Here is a 22,495-nt window from a genome sequence, read left to right on the forward strand (position 1 = left end):
GGTTATCATGGATTTTCAAAGTTCTGCAGGTCCGAATCAATATAGTGACTCTGTGTATGAGGTGGTGTTTACACCAGTGCTTGAACGCCCTGAGTATCAAGGAGAGCCATTACATTCTTTATTATTGGAATTGCGTGATAAAATGGGGCAATCTGACTTTGATCAATATATCAATAGTTTAATTTCTATCAAATATAATGGAACAGCCTTATGGTTGATTACTAAAAGTGAACGAAATCGAACATTGATTGAAGGTCGATTCCTACCCTTATTACGTGAAGTGTTCCAGGTAGCAGCACCACGTATTATTTCACAACCATAAGTATACGTTGACTAGTTAAGGTCTGATAATAGATAATAGCTTCTATTGTCAGATCTTTTCAGTATGTATAGTATACGATTTAAGGATGAGATGTACATATTTATCAAATGCGAAGGCTAGCCATATATAGGTAATTTTAAAAGTTAATATAGAGCCGTATATTCTTGTTACAAACTTCTTTCAATAATTAAATAACTGAGAAAAATTATCATTGACATAATCCGATCTGTGACGTATGATAAGTATTAAGAAGTGTGTTTATGTAACCCAACAAACAAGTAATTAATATGGAGGCATATATGAATCAACGTGGTATTGTGTTAGCAACATTCGGTTCCATCTACGGAGATGCGGTGGAAGCATCCGTAGGAGCGATGGAACGACGGATTATGGAAATGTATCCAGGTGTAGAAGTACGCCGTGTATTTTTATCAGATGCATTGGTAGATAAATGGAATGAAAAGTATGATGCGAAAGTCCATACATTAATTGGTGCCATTGAAAGCTTGGCGAATGCAGGTGTAACAGATATCTTTGTTCAACCATTTGCTTTAGTGTGGGATCAATGTTATGTACAAATGCGTAAAGAAATTATGAAAGAAGCTCATGACCGTGGCTTGCGCGCTACGGTGGGTAAACCATTGTTGAACTCCTTAGGGGTGAAGAACTATGCTGATGATTACTCCGATACGATAGAAGCAATCATCAAACATATTAATATTCGCGCCTTAAATAAAACTGTGTTATTAATGGCTAATGGTCAAAATCAATTGGAATACAGTGCGTTACAGTTAAAGTGCTTGTACGGTGCGGGACAAAACGTAGTGGTATTCACTGCCAATGGATTCCCTAATTTTAAACAAGCCTTAACATTATTAGAACGCTTAGATCACCAAGAAGTATTGGTGGTACCATTGGCGTTGATTGGTTCAGCTCACTTAATGGATTACTTAGGCGGCGAACGATCAGACTCCATAGCTACCTTGCTAGGACAACAAGGCTATGGCGTATCCATTTGGAATGAAGGCTTAGGAGAAAACCCTTACATCCAAGAGTTGTTTGTGAAACATTTATCGCAAGTCATTCGTAGTGCAGAACGCCGTACCTTGCGTCAACGTGAAACAGGAGACGGCAAAACTGTTGTGAAACGTGGTGCATTCAGAACCGCATAAGAGAATGTAAACTATCGCATATCATGATACATCATGGTATGCGATTTTTTGATTGTTACGGGAATTTGGAGTATAATGGAAGATACAGATAGACGAACGATGACGGTACACTGTCATAACAGGTGCTGATATAATGTATAACAAGGGGAGAAGACTCATGGGACATACAAAGCTAACTAACTGGATTCATGGATTACAGTTAGATGTAAAAGGATTACTTTGGTTCTCCGCACTATTCATGGTATTTCGAATTGCCTTTATTGGGCTCTTTCAAGATCAACTAGGAGAAGTGGGTACTGGAGATATTCTTGAGGCCTTATGGCTAGGGTTTCGCATTAGTTTAAAAACAGCAGGGGCTATCGTACTGCTGACATTTGTATTTTCCACATTACCTGGTATATGGGGGACTTGGAAATGGTATTCACCTTGGGCGATTCGTCGTTGGATATACGGAATTAGCACCGCTGTATTTACCTTCTTGTTTTGCTTACGTATTCCTTATTTTACAATCTTCCATGCTACCTTTAATGCGATGATTATCAACGGTGCTCATGACGATATTGGTGCCACCTTACAAACGGGGATTTCTGAATATGGATTACTGTGGCGCTTACCCTTAGCGATTGTCTTCTGTGCTGTGATGGTCTATATATTTATGAAAGTATATACCAATCGCACATGGAAGATACAAGTAAGTGGTAAGGGCAAACAAATTGCTACAGTACTAGGATCCATCCTATTGGTTGTAGCCGTGGGCATTGGATTGCGATTTGGTGGGGCTTTCACCTATAATGGTTCTATCCATTGGGAAAATGCAGCACGGACGAAATCCAATTTATTAAATGAAGCAATTTTAGATGATGGACAAGCGTTGAAACGAGTATCCACCATTTATGAACGGTCTAAACAAGCGAAGAAAATTACCATTACTGGTGCTGAGCTGAAAGATATCATCCAATCTGTGGGAGGTAATCCGCAAGCAAACACCATTGATGAAGCGTTCACACGGACTATTACAGAAGAAAAATTACCTACACAGCCGAATAATGTTATCTTTGTACTAGGTGAAAGTTACGGCTTGTGGCCGTTCTTGCCTAACTATGAAGAATTAGGGACTTACATTGTGCAAGAGGGCAAGGCAATTCAAAGTTCGCCAAAAGCGATGCATACGAAGTATATGCTAGCCCATGGTACAGGCACTATGCCTGCCATCAATGGATTTGTCACAGGTTTAGCTGATGCGGGGTTATATCCGAATTATGAAGGGCAGTCCTATAAAACGAAATATGGTACTGGCATTGCGCAAATGATGAAACATTTTGGATATAAAACAGTGTTCTGGTATGGTGGATTTGGGACTTGGCAAGACGTGGAACGATTTGCACTAGCACAAGGGTTTGATGAGTTCCATGGTGCGACGAGCTTCCCTTATGAAGGTGGTAATGCTTGGGGCGCTCCTGATGGAGATTTGTTTAAGGCCATAACCAATTATGTAAAAGGTGAACAACCAGGTGAAAAAGTATTCCATTTTATTATGACATCCTCGAACCATCCACCGTACTCGGTAGATTTGGCAAAAGCTGGTTTTGATGCGTCCAAAGTAATTGGCAAAGGCGATGACTCTATCAAAAAAGACGATAAAACGGTAAACGAAATCGGCCATTTCTGGTACGCAGATATGACAATGGGGAAAATGATTCATGACGTAGAAAAATTGGACCCTACGATGTTGACACTGATTACAGGGGACCATTCAGAACGGTTTAGCTTTGCTACCCAAGTGGATATTCCTACCTTCTCGGCAATACCATTCATTGTCTATGGACAAGGTATCAACCCTAGTTGGCTGAGTGAAAGTAGCTTCGGTGGAGCTTTACAGATTAATCCTACCTTGGCAGAACTAATAGGTAGAAAAGGTGATACGTATATGAGTTTAATGCCAAGTCTATTTACACAACCAAAAATGGGATTTAACCATCGATTGTATGTGGATGCTAGCGGTATCCATGAACAAGATCAAAACATGCCAGAAGAATATGCGAAGTATATTAAGGCATTGCGGACCATAAGCGTGTGGCGGATTGTGCGAGGAAATACGGTGGAGTAGGAGGCATATATCCATGAGTTATATACGCATGATGAAAAAGTGTAATGGATAGTGACATAATGGAATTTGACAACTCATTTGAAAATTATGCCTGGTTTAAAAATAACTCCTTTAAAATAAAAAAATATAGTCCTTAAAATTGATATTAAATTACAAGTAGAAATATCAAAAAATTGCTTTAATATAAAGAAAAGGCTGTATTGACAATTGTATTACATTGTGATATAAAGTAAGTAGTAAAACGGTATCGTCATAGAACATACCACCATGCCCGCTACTTATGTAGCGGGTTTCTTTTTGTATAGGAGGGAATATGGAATATGATAAACCCTTTAAAACGTATGATGAACAAATAAAAATATTACGAGATAAGTATGGTGTATTAATTAATGACTATGATTTTGCTAAAAATGTGCTTATATCTATCTCTTATAATGATCTTATTGGTGGTTTCAAAAATATATTAAAAAAAGACTCGAATAGTGTAAACGAAATAACAATTGAATACTTATATGAATTACATTTATTAGATAAAAGTATCCAAGCATTTATTTTAAAATATAGCTTGTTTGTGGAAAATCTTTTTAAAAATGTAATGGCCTATGTTATTGCCTCATCTTTTGGAGTTGATGTAAATAAATACTTGGATGCTAATAACTATCAAGTATATAGTGCGGGGACATCCTTCAAAGAGAATGTGTATTCGGAAATTTTATTAATATTGATAGATAAAAAACGGGAATATCAACCTACTCAATATTATGTAGAGAAGTATAATCATATACCACCGTGGATATTATTTAAAAATATATCTTTTGGAGATTCGATTAACCTGTATAATGTTCTAAAAAAAGAACAGAAAGAAATGGTCATAAACATTTTATTTAATAATTCTAATACTATGACGTATGATCAAAAAGTGGAGATCATTCGTAATGGGTTAACTAATATACGAATCTTTCGTAACTTAGCTGCTCATAATTTAAGTTTTGCTGAATTTAGAGTCAAAAAATCTATTCAACCAAAACAGTTATATCAGGTCTTACCAGGTTTGATCTACATGACAGAAGATTTAACACAACCATTAAATGTTGATAAAAAAGCTTGTAAGGGATTATATTCGGCAGTATTAATTATTTTATTATTATTGAATACAAACGAGTTAAAATCCTTGTTTGTCACAGATTTTATGAATGCAGTTTTTCATGGTTACAATGATGAGGCCGATAAGCAGAAAATAGAATTATTTACAGACTACTGTAAGCTTACTGCAATGCCTAAGAATTTGTTTGAGAGACTACATAAATATCTGAAAGTACAAAATAATATACTATAATGAAGTTATAATAAATTTAAAAGTGAATATTATGAAGATTTTAGTAACAGGTGGCTGTGGCTTTATAGGTAGCCACTTCTTACGATACATGATGGACACCTATACAAACGATTCCTTTATATGTTTAGATGCCTTAACCTATGCAGGAAATAAGAATAATATAGCAGATTTCTTACATGGTTCACGGCTTACTATGGTGGAAGGGAATGTTCGAGATGCGGATTTCGTAGATGATTTGTTTACAACCTATACACCAGATATAGTGGTACATTTTGCAGCAGAAACTCATGTGGATCGCAGTATTACAGGCCCACAAGTATTCTTAGAGACGAATGTTATTGGAACAGGAATTTTATTAGATGCTTGTTTACGACACGGTATAGAGCGATTTCATCATGTATCTACAGATGAAGTATATGGCACATTACCCTTGCAAGGAGGGAGTCTATTTACGGAACAAAGTCCATTAAAACCTACTAGTCCCTATGCAGCTTCAAAGGCGTCTTCAGATCTATTAGTATTGAGTTATTATAAAACCTATGGATTGCCAGTAACAATATCTAGATGCTCTAATAATTATGGCACTCATCAGTATCCGGAAAAATTGATTCCTCTTATGATACAAAAGGCGTTGCAAGAGGAAGCATTGCCAGTCTATGGCGATGGATTGAATGTACGAGATTGGATTCATGTTGTGGATCATTGTAGGGCCATTGATGTTATCCTACAAAAAGGTAAAGTAGGAGAAGTGTATAATATAGGGGCTCGTGAAGAAATTTCCAATATTGACCTGGTGAAACGAATGTTAAATGTATTAGGAAAACCTCATGAACTTATTACTTATGTGCCAGATCGATTGGGCCATGATTTGCGATATGCTATTGATAGTAGTAAGCTAGAAATATTGGGATGGAAACGAGAGTATACAGTGGATAAAGCCTTGGAAGAAGTTGTGGAGTGGTATAGGGAGAATATTAGATGATTAATCTAATATAATATTTGAAAGGATAGAAATGAGTAACTTATTTGGTACAAGTTTTAAATATCGCAAATTGTTTGGTGAAAAGGTAATGTTTATTGTTCCACACCAAGATGATGAGATGAACATGGCTGGTAGTGCGTTAATAGGGGCAATTGCTGAGGGACTAGATGTAATTTTAGTATATACAACTAATGGTGATTTTGAATATTCCTTTGATATAAGACAAAAGGAAGTCTATAATATGGCTGAAATTATAGGATTAAATTGTAAGAATATAATATTTTTGGGGTTTGCTGATAATATATCTAATGAGTTGTTTAGTAACCCAGAACAAATAGTGGTTAGTCATAAAGGAAACAATGCCACTTATGGAAATGAAATTACTCAAGATTTTTTTTCTAGTTCAACGGGTCAAGGGAAACCATATACTTTAAAAAATTATATGCTTGCTATAGAAGAAGTTATTTGTACATATTTGCCAGACTCTATAGTAGCAATAGATTATGATAAACATGTCGATCATAGATTATGTTGTATTTATGTCGAAAAGGTAATTGCTAAACTATTGAAAAACAATCTTTGGAATGGAAGTGTTTTTAAGAGCTTTGCATATTCGACAGGGTATGAGGGTGTAAGAGATTATTTTAAAACACATTTATTATCAACAAAAGTAAAGTATGATATACAGATAGATAATCCTAGTTTGTCGTGGGAACATAGAGTGCGTTTACCAGTTATAGATAGGTGTCGAGATTCAATTATTATAAACAATCCAATATATTGTGCGATGGCAGCACATATTTCACAAAAAGCATATAGCCGAGGAGAACTACTTATTAACGGGGATCAAGTATTTTGGGAGAAAAGAACTGATAATAAAGCATTACAAGCTATATTTGATGTATCTAGTGGTGAAGCAAAGTACCTTAATGATTTTTTAAAATTTAATCCATCAAAACTCGAGTCTTATGTAGAGTTTTGTAATAATGATATGTGGAGACCAGAACGAGATGATAAGAAACCATCAATAAATATACATTTCCCTAGAAATGAATTAGTTAAAAGATGTGTATTTACGGGATTATTTTCCGATAATTTGGATATTGGTATAGTTTTGGATGAAAACTGTATATCTCCTAGATATCATATAAAGCAGCTAAAAACAGAGATTATAATTGACTTTAATCAGCATATAAATACTAGTTCTTTAAAGTTTTATTTCAGTGATAATGATTTTGCTATTTCTGAGGTTGAAATTTTTGAAGAGAGAAAATCGTATGAATATTGTCATATTTTATGTAATAATGAGTTTATGTATAGTTGGATAGTTTTTCCTTGGGAGAAAGTTCCTATTATTGATTTATATACTAATAAGCAAGTTTTATCAAATTTGACTGATAAGAACTTTGTTTGGACAGTTAATGAACTTGAATTAGATTATTCTCAAATAAATGAGTATATACAACAAAATTTAACATATGATTACATGAAAATAAAAGCAGTAAATAAAGTTACAAAGGAATGGTGTGAAGGAAGTATTCGTAGAGGAACACTATTTGAATGGTGTCTTCTAAGCTATAATAGAATTGTTGAAAAAATAAAACTTATTATAAATAATTATAAATTAAAACAAAAATACAAACGATTAAAGAGGTATCTATGAGAGAGAGACAAGCATTGGTATCGATAGTTATACCAGCATATAAAGTAGAAAAGTATATGAAAAGATGTTTGGAAAGTATACTAGGACAATCATATAAGAATTTGCAGATTATAGTTATAAATGATGCATCACCTGACAAAACAGGGGAAATATGCGATCAAATAGCCTCCAAAGATTCTCGTATACAAGTTATTCATCATTCAATTAATCGAGGAGTAAGTGCTGCAAGAAACTCGGGTATTCAGGTTGCCAAGGGTGAGTATATAGCATTTGTAGATGGTGATGATTTTATAGCTTATAATCTAATTGAAAAGTGCATAGCTAATATTCATTCGTCGGATGTTGTCATTTTTAATGTTTCAACAGTTCGTAAGAATGAGATTATAGAAAATCATATGGAACACAGCTTTTTCAAAAATAGAGATACAGTATATAAGGCAATTATTGAAGATAAAATTCCTAATTATTTGTGTAACAAATTTTTTAAATCTTCTTGTTGGAACTCTATCAGACTCGTTGAAAATACTGAGTTTGAAGATTTAATGATTATGCCCTTAGTTTTTAAGAATGTTCAAAGTGTAGTATATTTAGATGAACCACTTTATTTTTATAATTGTGATAATGATAACTCTATAACAAATAATATAAATGCAAAAAGAAAATATGGACTATTTTATTCATTTCTTACAAGACAATCTTTAGCAAAAGAAATAGGAATGGATGATTTTGTACAGTATTGTCGGCATAGAGCAATTAGAAGTGCAGTTGGTGGTATAGGGCTTAATTGTGCAAAAAATGAGCTTACAGAAGATCAAGTGCAGCATATGTTAGAGTATTTAAAAAAAGAAGAATCCAGTAAGAGTAAACCTGACATAGGAATTAAGTATGAAATATTATCATATGGTGCATTACATAATAGATGGATTTCAAAAATATATGGTAAGATAATGTATATATTAGAGAAACTAAAAAGATGATTTTTTACAGTTTAATAGACACATCTTATAATCCATTATTGAATACAAAGCATAAACTTGATACAATAAAGAGTGAATAAAAGACTATCACGTGAGGTGATAGTCTTTGTCATATGTGGATAGATAAAGAGGAAGTTTATGAATACAGTTAGTGTGTTAATTTTAACGAGAAATGAAGAACAGAATATTAAGGATTGTATAGAAAGTTGCCAACCTTTTGCTGATGAAGTGATTGTTATCGATGATGGTAGTGAAGATAATACAGTATCCATTGCAGAGGTATTAGGAGCAAAAGTAGTGAATCGTTCAATGAATGGTGATTGGGGAGCACAACAAACATTTGCTATAGAGCAAGCCAGCTGTCATTGGATATTCTTTATTGATGCAGATGAACGATGCAGTTCAGAGCTATGTAAAGAAATTAAATTAGCTATACAAGGAGAGGATTTAGCATACTGGATACAACGGCATAATCGCTTTCATCATAATGTAGCCACTCATGGAGTATTACGTCCAGATTATGTATGCCGTTTGATGCCCAAAGAAGGTTCCTATGTAGAAGGATATGTTCATCCTGCGATTATTACACCTTATGATAAGAAAGAATTAACAGCACCTATGTATCATTACACCTACGATAATTGGGAGCAATATTTTAATAAATTAAACAAATATACAACCTTATCAGCAGAAAAATATAAAAAGGCTAATAAATCGGTTTCCTTTTTGAAAGATATTGTATTTCGACCATGTTGGGCATTTATTAAAATGTATCTTTTACAAGGTGGTATCTTAGATGGAAAAATGGGATGGGTCTTATCCGTGAACCATTATTTCTACACCATGACAAAATATGTGAAGCTGTATTATTTATATAAATCTAATGGTAAGTTGTAATTAAGTTTTATAAGGTTACGGTAAGGAGTTCCCATGCGAGTTGCCATATTAGAAAGTATTATCATGCCAGCTGGGCATGAAGTAGAGTTTGATAGAATCCTTGTGAACGAAATGAAGCGGCAAGGACATGATCCTATGTTTTTTGTGCCAGAAAATTTTCCTTTCAAAGTAGATTATGGAGTACCTATTCATGAGCTACAAGGTGGCGAAGTTGTGACGTATGCTGGCGCAACTTGGTATCAAAAAATCTGGCGATCCTTACAGCGTGAAAAACGACGTATAGCTTGGTTTAATAGTGCTTATGAATTAGCAAAACAAGGTGCTTGTGATGCCATAATCATTCCTACAGCGACATATCGCTATATTAAATCTTTGCTGAGAAGTGAATTAAAAAACTCGCCAGTTCCTATACATATCATATTTCATGGCATCAATCCTAAGGAACAGCCTAAGTTTGAAAAACAAGCTAGACGTATACAGTCCTATAAGAATGTTAATCTGCATGTCATTACCTTGCGAAATGATTTTGCTAATAGTGGTTTAACCAATGTTCAATTAGTAGCTCCACCTGTGTTTAAGCCAGTATTTGATGAAATGGGGTCTTTAGAACGGGATGAAGGACCACTACGAATTGGCTTTTTTGGACAATTTCGTAAAGAAAAAAATTTAGAACCATTTATACAAGCCTTTATACATGCAAAGTTTGCGGTACCTGTTGAATTGGTAGTACAAGGTGCAACGGCAAAACCTGAGGATACCGCATTATTTAATTCACTTGTAGAAAAGTACAAACATATTCCAAATATTGTATTCCGTCATGAAAACTTGATTGGTAAAGATTGGGAAGATGCTTTATTATCGGTGGATGCTATTGCAATGCCGTACGCAGCAGAGCGATACAGATACCATTGGGGAGCGATGCTATTTACTGCGATTGGATATAACAAACCAGTATTAGTGTCACCAGAATTAAATCCTGAGGTATTGGCGCAATTCCCTATTGGATGTGTGATACAATCATTAGAAGAAACGGATATAATTCATGCTATGCAAGAGTTAGTAGTGTTATTAAGTACGAAACAAGAACAAACTAAAGTAGCATTGGAACAGGCTAATGACACATATAGTCATGAGATATTAATTCGAGCCATTCTATAGGTATAAATTCCATTGCATTTAAGGAGAATATATAGTGTATCATTTTTTTATTAGTGACAAAAGTAATATATATAGAAGAGAACATGTGCGAAAGCAATGCGATAAGATTGGCTTAAAACCTATATTTTTTGATGCCATCATGGGTAAAGATTTATCTAAAGAAGAGTTAAATGCTGTTACTAGTGATTATAATTATTTGACAGAAGGTGAAATTGGTTGTGCATTAAGCCATATCAATGTTTTACATACATTTTTATCAACAGATGAAAGATGTGTAGCTGTTTTTGAAGATGATATTATATTTTCAAAGCATATAACATTAGAACTACTACAAGGCTTTAAGAGTTTTGTAGAGTCAAAAAAGAAACCTACGGTATTAGCCTTATATTCAAGTGAATTGTATTATAGTAAGGGTGATAATGTAGATGGAGTAACGATTTATAGAACTCCTAGATTTATGGGCACCTATGCATATATTATGAATCGAGAGGCTGCTGAGGCAATTTGTACTTTGCAAAATAAGATATCTATAGAAATAGATCAGTTTAAATACTATCAGTATTTAAAGGGATGCCGACTATATATGCTTGATAGAAATTGCGTTGGTGTAGATAAAGAAAATATTATATCTGAAATATCAAAGATTTCCTCCCTAGAGGATAATGAAAACTATAGGGGAAAATTAAGAGATAAAAATATTAACCTGTTACTGTGTAAGCTGTCTGTTTATGAAAGAATTTTATATATTGCTAGAAAATTGAAAAAACATATTTTAGCGAAAAAAATGAAGTCTTATAAATCATATACGGAATTGTGGTAGTAAGTATACTATTATAGTGGGATGGATAAAGGAAACTTTATGGAGAGATTAATAACGGGTAAAGATCTAAAAGAAGTAATTTTACACACGTTACTTAGATTTGATAACTTTTGTAGAGAACATAATATAAAATATTCTATTGCTTATGGTACAGCTTTAGGGGCAATTCGTCATAAAGGATTTATCCCTTGGGATGATGATGTTGATGTAATTATGCTGCGGTCAGAGTATGAAAAATTCGAAAAAGCATGGAAATTATATGCCCAAAATAGTGTAGATGACTATACATTATGGGCAGAAATGGATGAAGAAAATTATTTTATGGCATTTTGTGCGAAGTTTTTTGATACTAGAACCGTTTTATATGAGAGGTTTACCGAGAAAAAAGTAGTTGAATATGGAGTTTATATTGATATATTTGTGCTAGATCATATTCCAGTAGATAAGGAGGAGCAAATAGCTGTACTTAAGAAAATTCAGGTGTACTGGAAGTGGATTCAACATTTTCAACGACATTTTAAAGACTGGAATCGTTTTATAAGGCAATATAGATTACCATTACCATCATTAGATATGGTAGCTAATCATTTGATGAGCTTAAAAAATAAATATAATAATCAAGAAACTTCGTATGTTTCGTTGACACAAGATTATAATAAAAAGACGAAGGAAAATAAATCTATATATAAGTATGAGTGGTTTAATGATTTTATTTTAGTTGACTTTGAAGGATACAAGTTTCCAATTTTAGAAAAATTCGATGATATGCTAAAAATTACGTATGGAGACTATATGACGTTACCGCCTGAAGAGCAAAGAATTGGACATAATATTGAAGCATATTGGAGAGAATAGTTAGTTTATAGTGATAGGAGTTAATGTGATACCTTTCCATACTATACATATAAAATATGATGACATACCAGATAGAGATAAGATTGCCATATTCCTATCAAAAATTTTTAAACTACAAATTAATGATATTCTATCTATAGAGTCTGTAAAAAAAGGGCTAACAAATGATAGTTTTATATGTTCTATTAAAGATAATGAGAAATACGTGATTCGTATACCTAACGCAGATACATCAGCTTTGGTGAATCGTGAAGAAGAAGTCGCGGTTTATTCTGCTATACAAGGGTTACATATATCCGATGAAGTAGTATATTTGGATCCTGTATTAGGTATTAAAATTACAAAATTTGTGGACAATGCTCATTCTTTAGATGTATATAATCTGGATGAATTAGATCTAGCGTTAGATACATTGAAAAAGCTTCATTGTTCTGGCGTAGAGGTAGAGCATACTTTTAATCTGTATGAAATTATCAAGAGGTATGAATCACTCAGAGGAAAGGCTTCTTTATTTCAAAACTATGAGATTACAAGACCGAGCATTCTAAGACTATTAGCTTGTATTGATACTATGAAACGAGAATACTGTTTGTGTCATATTGATGCAAATTGTGATAATTTCCTAATTACAGATGATCAGAATATTCGCTTGATTGATTTCGAGTATGCGGGTATGCAAGACCCTAATTTAGATATTGCTATGATATGCATATATTCACAGTTAGATAGACACATGATTGACGTGATTATAGATACCTATTATGGTGAGAGAATAGATGCTGCGATTCGATATCTAATCTATGCATATATTGCCATTGGCGGTTTTATATGGAGTATATGGTGTGAAGTGAAAGAAGGGCCTTGCGTACTCGAAAATAAATATGCTTGTAGTCAATATAACTATGCGATGGAATACTTTCAAATTGTCTACGAAGAAGCAAAGGGACTAGATATGTTTAAGGGGTTATACAATTAATATGTGGCAAGGAATTTTTTAAGGATTTTTATGGGCCTCAGACACGGTACTCATGAATACAGTGTTTATCAATGATATAAATCTAGCAATATTACCATTGATTATGGCGACAGGTCTTTCAAAACGATTTGCACCAGTGAGTACCTATTGCCCCAAAGGCCTTACCTTATATATGTTCCGTAGATAACTACTATCCTGCAAATCCATTTAACTTATATGAATATAAGGGGTATTATTCCTCTGTTCATGTAGAAAGTGAGACAAATGAATGGTGTATAGAAACAGATCTACAAGGTTATATTCATAAGGTATCAATAGGTGGATATGATGCGGATATTATGTTGGGGCATGTGTATTTTGATGAAACATTTAGTACGCAGTTTATTGCACTATTGGAACAGTTAGAAGATAATAGTGACTATTGGCATCATGTGTGGGAGTATTTGTATATTCATCACATGGATACATTAAGCTTAGAAATACGAAAGTTTAATCAGCAGGAGATATTAGAATTTGATTCAGAGGATGAGGCAGTAGAATTTGATAGAGAATTTTTGCGTAACAATTGTGTAGGACAGTTTTTTAGTAGTAGAAGTAACTAATCTGATATGATTTGAAGGGAAGTGAAATATGATAGATGTAAATACTGATATGCAATCAAAAAAGAGTTTGTTTATTATTTCAACTCCAATGCAGCTGATTACAGCTCTACATTTAATAGATAGATATAAATTGTATGCGGATGCTATTTGCTTATCAGATCATCTTCCTAACGCAGATGCATATGGACTAAGGTTGCAAAAAATTAGATTTTTTAGTGAAGTTAAAGTATTGGATGTAAGAGATATTGACTTAGATTTATTCAAAAAATATGATGAAATTTTTGTAGTGAATTATTCTTTTTTAAAAATGTATGGAGTAGTACTTAAGGAGTTAGGTATACAAGTTATAATTTATGATGAAGGAACATTAAATTATATTAATGATTATATAGAGCAATCTTATAATATAACAGGTTGTAATATAGTATATCTTTATGAGCCAACGTTAGCGAATTATTATGAGGACTCTAGGTTTGATATTAAACAAATTCCCAAAATAGAGGCGGGTAATCAGCCATTCCTATATCAATTAAACCAAATTTTTAATATAAATTTAAATGAATATATAGTTCCTGATACATCGAAACTACAAATATTTTTTTCTCAACCATTAGAATATAAATTATCAAAAAAAGCGAAGATACGAAAATTTTTAAAGCTATTCCAATCCCGTTCTAATTGGGAATATGCATTAGAAATTCTTGGAATGAGACAGGAAGACTTGATAAAGAAAATAAGGGGGACAGGTATCACTTTGTATCGAAAAGTTCATCCCAGAGAAAACAAAGAGAAGGCGAATGCGGATACCTTGCAAATAGATTATCCATGGGAATTATATTTATTGAATCATCCAGATATTAATGTTGTTCAGTATTCTTTGTTCTCAAGTGTGTTGACTGCAAGCTTTGTTTTGGGCGAGGCATATCATTTGAAAAGCTATTATTTATATCCCAGTGTGGTTAATGAATTAGATAAGTATGGGGATGTAGGTATAATTAATAAAGAACTATTAGAGTTTTTCAATCGATTAATACGGCAAGGTAAAGTAATTCCAGTAGAGTCTATGGAAGCGTTAGAAAGGATATGTCAAAATGAAATTTAATATAGGTAACATTGAAGTTGGTCATGGATGTAACCCCTTAGTCATTCCGGAAATTGGGATTAATCATAATGGTAGTTTGTCTGTCGCTAAAGAAATGGTCTATGCAGCATATATAAGTGGTGCTAGAATTATAAAGCATCAAACACATATTGTAGAAGACGAAATGAGCTCTGCTGCCAAGAAAGTAATACCAGGTAATGCAGATATATCAATTTATGATATTATGGAAAAGGCAGCATTAAGTGAGTCTGATGAATATGAATTGATGAAATATACAGAATCATTGGGAATGGAATTCATTAGTACTCCATTTTCCCGTGCAGCAGCGGAACGCTTAGAAAGCTTTGGTGTGAAAGCCTATAAAATTGGTTCAGGGGAAATGAATAACCTTCCGTTGATTCGACATATTGCCAAGTTCGGAAAACCGATGATTGTATCTACAGGGATGAATGATTTGGAAAGCATTAAACGTACTGTTGCTATTCTAGAAGAAGAACAGGTACCGTTTGCATTATTACATACAACTAATTTATATCCTACAAAACCAGAATGGGTACGTTTAGGAGCAATGCAAGAAATGATGAATGCATTTCCACATATACCGGTTGGATTATCGGATCATACTGTTAATAATAATGCATGTATTGCTGCTATGGCACTAGGTGCAGTTATATTAGAACGTCATTTTACAGATTCTATGGATCGAGTGGGCCCAGATATTGTCTGTTCAATGGATCCGATGGCGTTGAGGGAATTATTGGGTGGAGCACAGGAAGTTCCGCTTATGTTAGGAGGTAAAAAAGCCCCTATTCAAGAAGAACAAGTGACTATTGATTTTGCCTATGCTACTGTTGTAACAATTGCCGATGTAAAACAGGGGGAGCTATTTACGACAGATAACTTATGGGTGAAACGACCAGGAACGGGTACTATATTGGCAAAAGATTTTGAAAGCATTTTAGGAAAAACAGCAAAGGTAGATATTTCCAGTGATACGCATCTCACTTGGGATATGATAGTGTAATTGAGATGAAACGAATTATATTTGTTACCGGAACGCGTGCAGATTATGGAAAGTTAAAGCCATTGATGATAGCAGTAGAAGAATCTATCGACTTTGAGCTACATGTATATGTGACAGGCATGCATTTATTAGCGCAGTATGGATCTACTTTTAAAGAAGTTGTGAAAGATGGATATAGCCACATTTATATTGCAAGAGAAAATATGCCTACCTATAATATGTCTGACGATTTGGGCAAAAGTATTTCTAATTTTACTCGTTATGTGGGAGAAATAAAACCAGATTGTATTGTCGTTCACGGAGACCGTGGAGATGCACTTATGGGCTCTATTGTTGGAGCTTTTAATAATGTGCATGTAATTCATGTTGAAGGTGGCGAAGTAACGGGAACTATTGATGAATCAATACGCCATGCTATCACTAGGTTTGCCCACTTCCACTTGGTTGCGAATACAAGTGCTGAAGAATTGCTGTTGGCTATGGGAGAAAGCTCCCAACGGATTAAGGTAATCGGGTCTCCTGATATAGATATAATTACAGGCCAGTCATTGGCAACCATTGATGAAGTAAAACAATCATTAGAGATTCCATTTGACTCATATGCAGTATTATTATTTCACCCTGTTGTGACGGAAGTAGGAATTTTACAACAACAAGTAACAGAGTTAGTCGAAGCTTGTAAGGAAAGTGATAAAAAGTTCATTGTTATTTATCCTAATAATGATAGTGGTAGTCATATTATTTTGGAAGCGTATAAGCAATTAGAGGAAGATGATTCCTTCTTATTCTTTAAGTCTGTAAGATTTGAGGAATTTTTAGTTGTATTACAGCATGCTGAGTTTATGATAGGAAATTCCAGTGCAGGGGTCCGAGAGGCACCGTACTTTGGGGTACCAACAATTGATATAGGAACTCGTCAAATGGGGCGATATTCTAAAGATGATATCAGTATTACTCATGTAGAGTGTAATAGTAAGGAAATTTTACAAGCTATAGAAAGGTTGCCACATCGATATACGGTACATCACAATTGGGGACAAGGTAATAGTGCAGAACTTTTTATGAATATTTTAGATAGTGAAGAATTCTGGCATATACCATTACAAAAAAAATTAAGTTATAAGGAATAAACATATGTATGAATCTATAAAAATTGCTGCCATAATACCTGCACGAGGCGGCAGTAAAGGGATTCCACATAAGAATATTACAAACTTATGTGGGAAACCGTTAATTGCGTATACAATTGAAGCGGCAAAACAATCTACATATATAGATGATGTGATTGTTAGCACTGATGATTTAGAGATTAAAAAAGTTAGCGAACAATATGGGGCGTCAGTTCCTTTTATTCGAGAGGATCATATTGCATCTGATGAAGCTAAAACGATATCTGTTGTGGTAGATGCAATACAAAGGCTACAAGCAAGAGGAGAAGAGTACAATGTAGTGATATTATTACAACCTACATCTCCATTACGAACTGCTGAGGAGATTGATGTTGCGATTGAAGTGTTTTTTCAACATCAGATGGAAGGAGTAGTTAGTGTTAATGTTGTGGATATCTCTCCATTTTTGCTACGAACTATTCATAATCATAGATTACATCGAATTATTGATGAAAGTAGTACGATTAGAAGACAAGATATGCCAACGTACTATGAGGTAAATGGGGCTATCTATATCAATCGAGTAGAAGAAGTGACTGAAACTTTAAGCTTTAACGATAATCCAATCCCTTATATTATGAATCGAGAACACTCAGTAGACATTGATACGTGGGATGATTTAAGTGAAGCGGCAAAATATATAGGGTAAGTAAAGTATCATGGATGAATTCACAAATAGATATATAGGTGGTAATTATGGAAAGATTCACTTTTGGTGTGGTAGCTTATAATGTTGAAAAATATATCATAGAATGTTTAGAAAGCATTAAATATCAAGTTGAGCATTATGGAAGCACATATGAGGTCCGGTTAATCGTCGCTGAAGATTGTTCTACTGATGCTACATTAAAGTTAATAGAGAGTTGGGTAGATAAGAATAATAGTTTATTTCTAGGGGGAGTGGAGATACTTAGACATTCTGTAAATCAAGGGCTGGTTAAAAATATTATTAACTTGTATAAGAAAATAGATACACCTAATTTTAAAGTCATAGATGGGGACGATATTTTCTATAAAAATAATGTATTTGATTTATTAGGAAAGAATGATGTTGTCATTACAACAACACTACATTTTCAGAATGGATATCTTTTGAATAAGAGTGAAAACTATCATTTTTATAGATTATTTAAGCAAAAGAAAATATTAGATTATTTGAAGGAGTCTTATAAATATAGACATATATTAGAGACACCAGGAGTCTTTTTTTCAGGGAACCTACTAGGTGAAAGTCTATTTAATGCTATGAGACCTTATAAAATGTTAGATGATATTCCAAGATGGAAGCATATATTTAATCAAGAAGGCCTTTCTGTTCGAGTTTCTGAGAAGCCATATGTTTTATATAGAATTGGTAGTGGAGTATCACTTAATGTAAATAATGAAAAAAGAAAAGACTTCGATGTTGATGTAGTTAAATGGCGCAAGCAATACGTATCAGTGTCATATCTAAAAGAAAGATATAATCGGCTTAAGTTTTCATGTTTCAAGCGTATGACAAATTTTTATTATAAAAAAAGAATTCCTGCCTTGAAGAATTTAATTGATAATATTAAGCGTGCCGAGCAGTTGGGTGAAGGTAATGCGTATCTTAGACATATCATTGAAAATAGTAATATATTTTTAGAAGAAATCCGGAAGAAGTAGTTTGTTTAATTGTATGATGAATTGGACTCTCAATACAATAAAAATCCATAGTGAACCTATGTTGTAATATAGGTTAGAAGAATAAAATCATTAACGAGACAATCACTATAAATCAAAGAATAGCTACTTTCAGAATACACAATGCTTCGACTAAGATTGAATCAAGTTTGATATATAGATTATAGGTATTCCTACAACAATTATATTGATAGATTGTAGATGGTCAGGAGAGATATAGAATGAAAAGTTATTTTGAGCCTACTGGCAGACTAATCATGTCAATTGGTAAAGATTTGATTAAGGACCTTCCAGCAGCCTTGGTGGAGCTTGTAAAAAATTCATATGATGCGGATGCAAGTTATGTAAAAATAACATATCTAAAAAATAAGAATGAGTTAAAAATTGTTGTTGAAGATGATGGTCACGGAATGAGTCAAGATACAGTTCTTAATGCTTGGATGGTTCCATCAACGGACTATAAACTAAAAAAGAAAAAAAGTCCCAAAGGAAGGGTTTATCAAGGAAGAAAAGGCCTTGGCAGATATGCTGTTTCTTTACTGGGTAATAAATTAGAACTCATTACAATAAAAGATGGTCTTAAAACTATGGCGTATTTTGATTGGAATGAATTTAACTCTGAGAAGAAGTTGAGTGAAATTCCAATTATTATTACTACATCTGAAACCGCTGATGATTCTGGGACCACACTTATCATCACAAACGAATACGGTAATGTATTAGCGGATGAAATCAGCGAAATTGATTCACAAAAAGTTGAGAAAGAATTATCAAAATTATTATCAAATATAAAAGATTTTAAAATAATCGTTAGCTATGAAAATTTTTATAGTGATGAGAAGAAGAATATTTGCAAGGAAATTTCGCAATTAGAATTTAATGAAGCTTGGCATTATAAGTTATCAGGCGTGGTACATTCTGATTTTAGGTATGAATTGAAATATTTGAATTTTTATACAAAAGAAGAAAAAATTTTTAAAAACAGCTTTATAAAAGAATTACCGAAAGATTCTGTACCTTGTGGTGAAATAAATATTGATTATAGGGTTTATGATAAAGATCCATGTGGAATAGAAGTGATAATGGATTTTGTAAATGGAAATCAAAACATAAATCTTTCTAAAACAGATATAAAAAATATGTTAATTGATAAATCTGGAATTAGCATTTTTAGAAATGATTTTAGAATAAGACCATATGGAGATAAGGGCTTTGACTGGTTAAATTTAGATTCTAAGCGTGTACAAAATCCTAGCATGTCGATAGGCTCTGAACAGATTAGTGGAAAATTAGGTATAGAATCTGAAGAAATCTCTGGTTTAAAGGAAAAGAGTGCTAGAGACGGATTGTATGAAAACTCTAATTTTTATACATTGCAGAGAATTGCTGATTTGAGCCTTAGCTTATTAGAAAAAGAAAGGTTTAAGTATAGACAAAAATCAACAAAAAAGAAGCAGAAGGCAATAGATAAACTATTTGATTTTAGCCGTATTAATCATAAATTGGAAAAAGCAGTTGAAAAAGCTTATGAAAGTTTAATGAAATCACCTGAGAAGATTGATGAACATATTGCAATTTTAAATCAAGAGTTAACTAAAGAAATAAAGAATTTAGAGAAAGAAAAGGAAACGGAGTTTTTAGAAGTTAAAGATACTATTGCAATTTATCAGAAACATACAACTCTTGGGAATGTGATAAGTGTTGTCTTACATGAAGGAAGAAAACCTCTTTCTTGGTATACTAACAGAATTCCTAGCATTAAAGAATATTTAGATGGTTTATATAAGAGTGAAAAACTTGAAGCATCCAATTACAATAAATTATCAAAACATATGGAAAAATTGCATGATGAAGCTAAGAGAATGAGTGAATTTTTTAAACGCTTGGATCCATTATCCTCTAATAAAAGAGGGAGGTGTAAAAAAACAAGTATCCAGAAACAAATAAGTGGAGTTATAGAATTGTTCGAAGAAACTGCTAAAGATAAAGGTATTGAAGTTCAGTATAATAGTGTAGAAGAGCTTTATATAAATATCACTGAAGAAGATTTATATATGGCGTTGACTAATATTGTTGAGAATGCAATATTTTGGGTGGGATTTTCTTGTGAATCGATAAAATTAATTGAGATACAGTCTTATGAAGAAGAAAATAATATCTGCATAGAAATTTTGGATAATGGTCCGGGCATATCTAAAGAAGATTTGGAGGATGATATTCTTTTCACTCCAGGATATTCTGGTAAAAAAAGAGTGTCAGATGATAATGGTACAGGCTTGGGCTTAGCTATAGCAGGAGAAGCTATTCAAAGAAATAACGGAAAGTTAGAAGTTGTAAAAACTATAAAAGGAGCTTGTTTTAAAATAACGTTATCAAGGAGTTAGCTGTATGAATGAATTTAACATTTTATTGATAGATGATGATGTAGAGCAAGAACGACAATTAAATGAAGCGATTTTGAATTTTAATAAAAAATATTTTATAAATAAATCAAGCCAGATTCTTGGAATTGATGACGAAAAGCAAATTGCAGAACTATCCATATTAGATAATAAAGAAGAAGTTTATAATAAGTTAAAAGAGGATTATAACTTAAATTGCGAACTTGATGAGATATTTAATTTTTCAGTAAGATATAAAGCTGCTGATACACCAGAGAAAGCAATGGTCTTATTATTTAAAGAGAATTTTCATGCCTTGATCGTAGATTTAAAATTAGAAAGTGAAGACAACAACAAAGAAGATGAAAACTATTCTGGAAATATTTTGTTGAAGAATATTGTTAATAAGGAAATTATACCAATAATTGTTAGAACTGGATTTCCTAATAAGACAATTCAAGGTATAAGTAGAAATATTATTAAGATTTGCGCTAAGGAGACTCCAGCAATAGAAGAAGTTATTGAAGAACTACTAGATTACTATAATACCTCTATTTTTAGTGTATTTGGGTCAAGCGGAAAAGTATATAATCATATTAAAGATTTTTTTTGGAATGTACTACCAACGTGCTTTATAAATAAGAAAGAAGAACTTAATGGTTTAGATAAGGAAATTCAAGAAAAAGTTATAATACGTTATGTATCTAGTTGGTTGAATAATAAATATATGTTTGATAATGGTTATTTAGATGTTGAACCTATTGAGATGTATATGTTTCCAAACCCAATTGACAAGATATGTAATTGTGATATTTACAAAGATAACGATAGTAACGAAAAGTTTATAGTATTAACACCAGCTTGCGATTTAGCTAATGACAAAGCTGAAAATATCTTATTTGCTAAAATTCAAAGTTATGAAAATATTGATGAATTCAATGAAACTATACAAAAGTGTTATGAGAATCAGAAAACGGAAGGAGAAATTTCAAACAAAAATAGAAAAAAGATAGCTTTATGGTCTAGAAATTCACATGAAAAGTCCATGAGGTATCATTTTTTACCTAAAGTAGGGTTTTTCGAAGGAGGTTTTATAGATTTTAGTTTGTTAGCATATCTAAAATATGATAGAGCAAAAAATGAATTTTCAGAACGAAAATTAGTTAAACTTGGAACAATTACAGATTCGTTCAAAAGCGATATTATTGCAAGATTTAGTTCATATTATCAACGACAAGGGCAACCGACATTTAATACTGATAGTATATTGAAAAATTATTTATAATC

Annotated in this window: 21 protein-coding genes; all 21 read left to right on the plus strand. The window is 32.9% G+C overall.

From position 1 onward, the window contains the following. Nucleotides 1-7: 7 nt before the first annotated feature. The 21 genes from EO125_RS06885 (at nucleotide 8) to EO125_RS06980 (ending at nucleotide 22,493) form a co-directional block, all read left to right on the plus strand. Nucleotides 8-322: a hypothetical protein gene (locus EO125_RS06885; RefSeq protein WP_127148238.1), complete on the plus strand. Its 315-nt coding sequence runs from the start codon at nucleotides 8-10 to the stop codon at nucleotides 320-322. Nucleotides 323-621: 299 nt separating this feature from the next. Further along, nucleotides 622-1,494 carry a sirohydrochlorin cobaltochelatase gene (locus EO125_RS06890; RefSeq protein WP_240630454.1) on the plus strand — a complete coding sequence of 291 codons (873 nt, stop codon included), beginning with the start codon at nucleotides 622-624 and terminating at the stop codon, nucleotides 1,492-1,494. Nucleotides 1,495-1,651: 157 nt separating this feature from the next. Beyond that, nucleotides 1,652-3,601, plus strand: a complete 1,950-nt coding sequence (locus EO125_RS06895) for an LTA synthase family protein (RefSeq protein ID WP_164726468.1) — start codon at nucleotides 1,652-1,654, stop codon at nucleotides 3,599-3,601. 313 nt (nucleotides 3,602-3,914) lie between these two features. After that, complete coding sequence (locus EO125_RS06900) at nucleotides 3,915-4,937, plus strand: Abi family protein (RefSeq protein ID WP_127148240.1); 1,023 nt, start codon at nucleotides 3,915-3,917, stop codon at nucleotides 4,935-4,937. A gap of 31 nt (nucleotides 4,938-4,968) precedes the next feature. Beyond that, nucleotides 4,969-5,919, plus strand: coding sequence for a dTDP-glucose 4,6-dehydratase (gene rfbB / locus EO125_RS06905; protein WP_127148241.1), 951 nt, complete (start codon nucleotides 4,969-4,971; stop codon nucleotides 5,917-5,919). A 31-nt stretch (nucleotides 5,920-5,950) separates the two neighbouring features. After that, nucleotides 5,951-7,582: a PIG-L family deacetylase gene (locus tag EO125_RS06910; protein WP_127148242.1), complete on the plus strand. Its 1,632-nt coding sequence runs from the start codon at nucleotides 5,951-5,953 to the stop codon at nucleotides 7,580-7,582. Continuing rightward, nucleotides 7,579-8,559, plus strand: coding sequence for a glycosyltransferase family 2 protein (locus EO125_RS06915; protein ID WP_127148243.1), 981 nt, complete (start codon nucleotides 7,579-7,581; stop codon nucleotides 8,557-8,559). Before EO125_RS06910 ends, EO125_RS06915 begins: the two co-directional genes overlap by 4 nt. A 138-nt stretch (nucleotides 8,560-8,697) precedes the next feature. Beyond that, nucleotides 8,698-9,456 (plus strand): glycosyltransferase family 2 protein, encoded by a 759-nt coding sequence (locus tag EO125_RS06920; protein ID WP_127148244.1) that lies wholly within the window; start codon nucleotides 8,698-8,700, stop codon nucleotides 9,454-9,456. A 33-nt stretch (nucleotides 9,457-9,489) separates the two neighbouring features. Beyond that, on the plus strand, nucleotides 9,490-10,614 hold the full coding sequence (locus EO125_RS06925) for a glycosyltransferase (protein WP_127148245.1): 1,125 nt from the start codon (nucleotides 9,490-9,492) through the stop codon (nucleotides 10,612-10,614). 34 nt (nucleotides 10,615-10,648) lie between these two features. After that, nucleotides 10,649-11,434, plus strand: coding sequence for a glycosyltransferase family 25 protein (locus EO125_RS06930; protein WP_164726469.1), 786 nt, complete (start codon nucleotides 10,649-10,651; stop codon nucleotides 11,432-11,434). A gap of 39 nt (nucleotides 11,435-11,473) precedes the next feature. Beyond that, on the plus strand, nucleotides 11,474-12,289 hold the full coding sequence (locus EO125_RS06935) for a phosphorylcholine transferase LicD (RefSeq protein ID WP_164726470.1): 816 nt from the start codon (nucleotides 11,474-11,476) through the stop codon (nucleotides 12,287-12,289). A gap of 25 nt (nucleotides 12,290-12,314) precedes the next feature. Further along, nucleotides 12,315-13,265, plus strand: a complete 951-nt coding sequence (locus EO125_RS06940) for a choline/ethanolamine kinase family protein (protein ID WP_164726471.1) — start codon at nucleotides 12,315-12,317, stop codon at nucleotides 13,263-13,265. Between the two features lie 52 nt (nucleotides 13,266-13,317). After that, a complete protein-coding gene (locus EO125_RS10130; protein ID WP_255416575.1) occupies nucleotides 13,318-13,452 on the plus strand; it encodes a hypothetical protein in 135 nt (44 codons plus the stop codon). A gap of 151 nt (nucleotides 13,453-13,603) precedes the next feature. Further along, complete coding sequence (locus tag EO125_RS06945) at nucleotides 13,604-13,867, plus strand: hypothetical protein (RefSeq protein ID WP_127148249.1); 264 nt, start codon at nucleotides 13,604-13,606, stop codon at nucleotides 13,865-13,867. Nucleotides 13,868-13,895: 28 nt separating this feature from the next. Continuing rightward, on the plus strand, nucleotides 13,896-14,969 hold the full coding sequence (locus tag EO125_RS06950) for a hypothetical protein (RefSeq protein WP_127148250.1): 1,074 nt from the start codon (nucleotides 13,896-13,898) through the stop codon (nucleotides 14,967-14,969). Further along, nucleotides 14,959-15,993, plus strand: a complete 1,035-nt coding sequence (locus EO125_RS06955; protein WP_127148251.1) for an N-acetylneuraminate synthase family protein — start codon at nucleotides 14,959-14,961, stop codon at nucleotides 15,991-15,993. The genes EO125_RS06950 and EO125_RS06955 overlap by 11 nt, the downstream gene beginning before the upstream one ends. Nucleotides 15,994-15,998: 5 nt before the next feature. After that, nucleotides 15,999-17,123 carry a UDP-N-acetylglucosamine 2-epimerase gene (neuC, locus tag EO125_RS06960; protein ID WP_127148252.1) on the plus strand — a complete coding sequence of 375 codons (1,125 nt, stop codon included), beginning with the start codon at nucleotides 15,999-16,001 and terminating at the stop codon, nucleotides 17,121-17,123. Nucleotides 17,124-17,127: 4 nt separating this feature from the next. Next, nucleotides 17,128-17,811 (plus strand): cytidylyltransferase domain-containing protein, encoded by a 684-nt coding sequence (locus tag EO125_RS06965; RefSeq protein ID WP_127148253.1) that lies wholly within the window; start codon nucleotides 17,128-17,130, stop codon nucleotides 17,809-17,811. A gap of 47 nt (nucleotides 17,812-17,858) precedes the next feature. Beyond that, nucleotides 17,859-18,809 carry a glycosyltransferase gene (locus tag EO125_RS06970; protein WP_127148254.1) on the plus strand — a complete coding sequence of 317 codons (951 nt, stop codon included), beginning with the start codon at nucleotides 17,859-17,861 and terminating at the stop codon, nucleotides 18,807-18,809. Between the two features lie 239 nt (nucleotides 18,810-19,048). Then, a complete protein-coding gene (locus EO125_RS06975; RefSeq protein ID WP_127148255.1) occupies nucleotides 19,049-21,211 on the plus strand; it encodes a sensor histidine kinase in 2,163 nt (720 codons plus the stop codon). A 4-nt stretch (nucleotides 21,212-21,215) separates the two neighbouring features. Beyond that, nucleotides 21,216-22,493 (plus strand): hypothetical protein, encoded by a 1,278-nt coding sequence (locus tag EO125_RS06980; RefSeq protein ID WP_127148256.1) that lies wholly within the window; start codon nucleotides 21,216-21,218, stop codon nucleotides 22,491-22,493. The last annotated feature ends 2 nt before the right edge of the window (nucleotides 22,494-22,495 follow it).

Source organism: Veillonella sp. VA139, assembly GCF_003992005.1.
Taxonomy (GTDB): Bacteria; Bacillota; Negativicutes; order Veillonellales; family Veillonellaceae; genus F0422.